Source organism: Actinotalea ferrariae, assembly GCF_019733465.1.
Classification (GTDB): Bacteria; Actinomycetota; Actinomycetes; order Actinomycetales; family Cellulomonadaceae; genus Actinotalea; species Actinotalea ferrariae_A.
Genome location: NZ_JACVQL010000324.1, coordinates 1 through 4876 on the forward strand (window position 1 = coordinate 1; position 4876 = coordinate 4876).

The window sequence follows — 4876 nt, forward strand, 5'->3', positions numbered from 1 at the left end:
GCGCGTGCAGCGCCGACGCGGGGACGGCCATCCGCTCGGCGAGCGCGCCGGGGAAGCCGCCGCGGATGCCGACCTCGTAGCGGTCCGCGCACACGTGGCCGCGGCCGGCCCGGCACCGCGTGCAGCGCCCGCAGCCGAGCATCGTGTCTCCCGTGACGCGCCGGCCGAGCCAGGCGGCGTCGACGTCGGCGCCGAGCTCCACCACCGTCCCGCTCCACTCGTGGCCGAGGCGCATCGGGTAGGCGGCGTGACCTGAGTGCAGGTACGCCATCTCGCCCGTGAAGAACTCGACGTCGGTGCCGCACAGGCCCACGCGGTGGACCTCGACGACGACGCCGCCCGGTGCCGCGACCGGGTCCGGGACCTCCTCGACGCCCGCGTCCCGCGGGCCGCGCACCACGAACGCGCGCATCAGCCGTCCGCCGGCCGGGCGCCGACCGCGGCGCGGATGGCCGGGACCTCGGCGACGAGCCGCTCGAGCGGCGTGCGGTAGAGGACGGCGCTGACCGAGACCGCGCCGCTCGGCGCGTGCGACCCCGTGAGGTGGGCGGGCACGGCGACGCAGCCGATCCCGGGTTCGTTCTCCTCGTCGTCGACCGCGAAGCCGCGCTCGCGCACGCGCGCGAGCTCCGGCACCAGCTCGTCCGCCGTCGTCAGCGTGCGCGGCGTGCGCCGCTCGAGCGTGCGGCCGCCCACCCAGGCGCGCACGGCGTCGTCGTCGGGCAGCGTGAGGGCGAGCAGGAGCTTGCCGACCCCCGTCGCGTGCGCCGGGTTGCGCCCGCCGACGGTCGAGGTGAGCCGCACGCCGCCCGACGGCGGGTCGACCTTCGAGCGGTAGACGACGTCGTCGCCCGCCAGGACGGCGTAGTGCGTCGTCTCGCCGTAGAGCACCGCCAGGCGCTCGAGGACGGGCGTGATGCGCACATGGTCGGGCCGGGCCTCGTGGTGCGCGAACGCAAGGCGCAGGAACTCGTCGCCCAGCACGTAGTGGCCCGGCGTGTCCTGGTCGGCCAGCCGGGCCCGGCGCAGGGCCGCGAGAGCGCGGTGCACCGTCGGCTTCGGGCTGCGCACCGCGCGGCTCAGCTCCTCGAGGCCGGCGCCGTCGGGCCGCCGGGCGAGGTCCAGCAGGACCGCCAGGACCCGGTCGGCGCCCACCAGGCGCGTCGCCTCGGCGTGCGAGTCGGCGTCCGGGTCGGAGGCTGTGCCGTCGGCCGGCCCTCGGGTAGTGTCCATGGCGTTCCGGATACTAGCGAGGCGTTCCAGCAGACGGAAAGAGCGGGTCATGACACAGCGACGTGTCCACGACGACGAGGCCGGGGAGGCGCGAGCCCCGCGCAGCTCCCAGTGGTACGCGGGCGACGACCGGGACGGCTACATCCACCGCGCCTGGATGCGGCGCGGTCTGCCGAACCACGCGTTCGACGGCCGGCCGCACATCGCGATCGCCAACACGGCGTCCGAGCTCACGCCGTGCAACCTCCACCTCGACGGCGTCGCGGCGGCGGTCAAGCAGGGCGTGTGGGAGGCGGGCGGCGTGCCGCTCAACCTGCCGGTCGTCTCCCTCGGGGAGACGCAGGTCCGTCCGACGGCGATGCTCTGGCGCAACATGGCCGCGATGGCGACCGAGGAGATGCTCCGGGCGAACCCGATCGACGGCGTCGTGCTCCTGGGCGGGTGCGACAAGACCATCCCGTCCCTGCTCATGGCGGCGGCCTCGGTCGACCTGCCCGCGGTCGTCGTGCCGGGCGGCCCGATGCTCACCGGGCACTTCCGCGGCACGCCGCTCGGGTGCGGCACCTCCACCTGGCAGCTGAGCGAGGAGGTGCGCGCCGGCACGCTCAGCCCCGAGGCCTTCCTGCGCTCGGAGTCGGCGATGGTCCGCTCGGTGGGGCACTGCAACACCATGGGCACCGCGTCGACGATGGGTCTGCTGGCGGAGGCGCTGGGCACCACGCTGCCCGGCGTCGCGGGCACCCCCGCGCCCGACGCCCGGCTCCTCGAGTCCGCGCACGAGACGGGTCGCCTCGCGGTCGAGCTGGTCGCCGCCGGGCGACGCCCGAGCCACGTCCTGACGCGCGCCTCGTTCCTCAACGCGATCGTCGCGCTCGCCGCCATCGGCGGGTCCACGAACGCCGTCGTCCACCTGCTCGCGATCGCCGGACGCCTCGGCGTCGAGCTGACCCTCGACGACGTCGACCGCACGGGGTCCGGCGTGCCTCTGCTCGTGGACCTCCAGCCGGCCGGCCGGTTCCTCATGGACGACCTGCACCGTGCCGGCGGGCTGCTGGCCGTGCTCGCGCAGGTGCGCGACCTGCTCGACCCGACCGCGATCACCGTGACGGGCAAGCCGCTCGTGGAGTACCTCGACGATGCGCCGATCTGGGACCGGGAGGTCATCCGGCTGCGCGAGGAGCCGCTGCTCGCCGAGGGCGGCATCGCGGTGCTGCGCGGCAACCTCGCGCCGTCGGGCGCCGTGATCAAGCCGGCCGCCGCCTCGCCTCACCTGCTCACCCACCAGGGCCGCGCGCTCGTGTTCGACTCGATCGAGGACTTCCACGCGCGGGTCGACGACCCGGACCTCGACGTCGACGCCGACACCGTGCTCGTGCTGCGCGGCTGCGGCCCTCGGGGCTACCCGGGCATGCCCGAGGTCTCCAACATGCCGCTGCCCGCGAAGCTGCTCGAGCAGGGGGTGCGGGACATGGTGCGCGTGTGCGACGGCCGCATGAGCGGCACGGCGTACGGCACCGTCGTGCTGCACGTGGCGCCCGAGGCCGCTGCTGGCGGTCCGCTCGCGAAGATCCGCACGGGCGACGTCGTCGTGCTCGACGTGCCCAACCGCCGGCTCGACGTGGACCTGCCCGACGACGAGCTCGCCGCCCGCGCGCCCGCCCCCGCGGCGGTGGCGGCGTTCGCCGCACCGACGCGCGGGTGGGAGCGGCTCTACGTCGACCACGTGCAGCAGGCCGACACGGGCGCCGACCTCGACTTCCTCGTCGGCTCGAGCGGCGACGCCGTCGGCCGCGAGTCGCACTGACGACCACCGGAGGACACCATGACCCAGACCGACGGCCTCGTCGCGCGGAGCTCCGAGCGTCTGCGTGCGCTGTGGCGCGAGGACCGGCCGGCGTTCGCGCTCTGGAGCTGCCTCGCGGACCCCGTGGTCGCGGAGATGCTCGCCGCCGGCCCGTTCGACACCGTGGTCGTGGACCTCCAGCACGGCCTGGCGACCCCGAGCGAGCTGCCTTCGATGCTGCAGGCCATGCGCGCGGCGGGGCTCGCACCGGCGGTGCGCGTCGCGTGGAAGGACCCGGCGACGATCATGCGGGCGGTCGACACGGGGGCGAGCGTCGTCGTCGTCCCGATGGTCGACTCGGCCGCGGACGCCGCCGCGGCGGCCGCCGCCTGCCGCTTCCCGCCGACGGGGTCGCGCTCGTGGGGCCCGATGTGGGGCGACGTGCGCGCCGACGGCGCGCTGCCCCCCGCGGAGCAGGACGCGGGCGTCGTCTGCCTCGTCATGGTCGAGACGCGGGCGGGCGTCGACGCGCTCGACGCCATCGTCGCGACCCCGGGGGTCGACGGCGTCTTCGTCGGGCCCAACGACCTCGCGCTCGGCTGCGGCTACGGCCGCAGCACCTACCGCGACGAGCCGGAGGTCGACGCGCTGCTGCAGCGGGTGGTCGACGCGTGCCGGGCCGCGGACAAGGTGGCCGGGCTGTTCTGCTCCGACGTCGAGATGGCGCGGCACTGGGCGGGACGCGGCGCGCGCCTGCTGAGCGTCGCGGTCGACACCTCGCTGCTGCGGCGGGCCGTCGCGGACGCGTGGAGCGCGGTGAGCGCGCCCCCGATTGCGGGTGCGCCGGACGCGTGATCGCATCGAGGCAGCCCACCGCACGACGACCGCAGGAGGACCCGATGAGCGAGGACGTCAGCACGCCGATCCCCGAGGAGCCGGGTCAGGACCCGGAGTCTCCCGTGCAGGACCCGGTCAACGACGGCTACGGCTTCTCGGACAGCCCCGACTCGGGCTACGACCTCGGCAACGAGGACCCCGCGGAGGGCAGCTCGCGCGAGACAGTGCCGCCCGGCGAGCGCCAGGGCGACGCGCGCGTCGAGCCCGACGCGGCGGCCGAGTCCGGCGCGGTCGGGCCCGACGGCGAGGCCGCCGAGTGGGAGGCGCGCGAGTAGCGCGCCCCTCAGGCGCGGGAGGAGCGCACGCCTCAGGTCATGCGGTGTACCGCATGGCGCCCGGCCAGATGCCGGGCTCGGACGAGCCGTAGTCGACGCTCTCGATGACGCGCCCGTCGACGTCGTGGACGGCGTGCTCGCAGGCCAGGTCGATCGCGATGTGCCGGCCCTCGGCGACGGCCGACGTGCGGTTCGCGCACGCCGTGCCCTGCTGGAGCCCGTCGACCTTGTTCCGCCATGCGGAGCCCTCGTAGACGGTGTGAACTTGGACCACGGTGCCTCCCGGAAGCCCGGCCGATGACGGCCGACGGGGCCCGCGGCGCTCCCGGTTCTGGAGAGCGCCCTCACCCCTCCTCGCCATGATGACCCGACCTGCGGGGTTCCGCCACCCGGACCAAGGTCCTGACCTGCGACGACGTCGTCCTGCTACGAGCCGTCGTCGGGCCGCGTCCGGACGGCTGAGGTCGACGGTCCGGACCCAGGTCGACTCAGCGCCTGTGCTATCTCGCTGCGAGGGGTCGACCTCGGCGGCCCGCGTCTCGTCAGCGACCCGGTCGGCTCAGCGGCCTCGGCGCCGGGTGCGGCCTCGAGGCGGGGTGGAGGGGCGTCCGCTGCGGGAGCGGGTGCCGCCGGCGGAGCGAGCGCCGCCCGCCCGGGTGCCGCCGCCATGTCTACCGCCGGGAGGCTC

6 protein-coding genes are annotated in these 4876 nt (G+C 75.6%); 3 read left to right on the forward strand and 3 right to left on the reverse strand.

Annotated features, from left to right (window positions below; all coding sequences use genetic code 11):
• Together ICW40_RS18965 and ICW40_RS18970 are read right to left on the reverse strand one after the other, a co-directional pair.
• Nucleotides 1-412, reverse strand: a 412-nt coding sequence (locus ICW40_RS18965; RefSeq protein ID WP_221655550.1) for an alcohol dehydrogenase catalytic domain-containing protein, incomplete at its 3' end; no start/stop codon positions are given.
• On the reverse strand, nucleotides 412-1233 hold the full coding sequence (locus ICW40_RS18970; RefSeq protein ID WP_221655551.1) for an IclR family transcriptional regulator: 822 nt from the start codon (nucleotides 1231-1233) through the stop codon (nucleotides 412-414). The genes ICW40_RS18970 and ICW40_RS18965, both read right to left, overlap by 1 nt.
• Nucleotides 1234-1282: 49 nt before the next feature.
• Between ICW40_RS18970 and ICW40_RS18975 the strand changes: the two genes are divergently transcribed.
• From ICW40_RS18975 to ICW40_RS18985, 3 genes are read left to right on the forward strand one after another with little or no spacing between them, the layout of a single operon-like run.
• Nucleotides 1283-3037, forward strand: coding sequence for a dihydroxy-acid dehydratase (locus ICW40_RS18975; protein WP_221655552.1), 1755 nt, complete (start codon nucleotides 1283-1285; stop codon nucleotides 3035-3037).
• 18 nt (nucleotides 3038-3055) lie between these two features.
• Nucleotides 3056-3871, forward strand: coding sequence for an HpcH/HpaI aldolase family protein (locus tag ICW40_RS18980; protein WP_221655553.1), 816 nt, complete (start codon nucleotides 3056-3058; stop codon nucleotides 3869-3871).
• 44 nt (nucleotides 3872-3915) lie between these two features.
• A complete protein-coding gene (locus ICW40_RS18985; RefSeq protein WP_221655554.1) occupies nucleotides 3916-4188 on the forward strand; it encodes a hypothetical protein in 273 nt (90 codons plus the stop codon).
• Between the two features lie 37 nt (nucleotides 4189-4225).
• Here the strand turns inward: ICW40_RS18985 and ICW40_RS18990 are convergent, their stop codons facing one another.
• Complete coding sequence (locus ICW40_RS18990; RefSeq protein WP_221655555.1) at nucleotides 4226-4462, reverse strand: DUF2188 domain-containing protein; 237 nt, start codon at nucleotides 4460-4462, stop codon at nucleotides 4226-4228.
• Between the last annotated feature and the right edge of the window lie 414 nt (nucleotides 4463-4876).

Coding starts and splice junctions, on each gene's coding strand:
- ICW40_RS18970 (WP_221655551.1), bottom strand. CDS start 1,233: ATGGACACTACCCGAGGGCCGGCCGACGGCACAGCCTCCGACCCGGAC.
- ICW40_RS18975 (WP_221655552.1), top strand. CDS start 1,283: ATGACACAGCGACGTGTCCACGACGACGAGGCCGGGGAGGCGCGAGCC.
- ICW40_RS18980 (WP_221655553.1), top strand. CDS start 3,056: ATGACCCAGACCGACGGCCTCGTCGCGCGGAGCTCCGAGCGTCTGCGT.
- ICW40_RS18985 (WP_221655554.1), top strand. CDS start 3,916: ATGAGCGAGGACGTCAGCACGCCGATCCCCGAGGAGCCGGGTCAGGAC.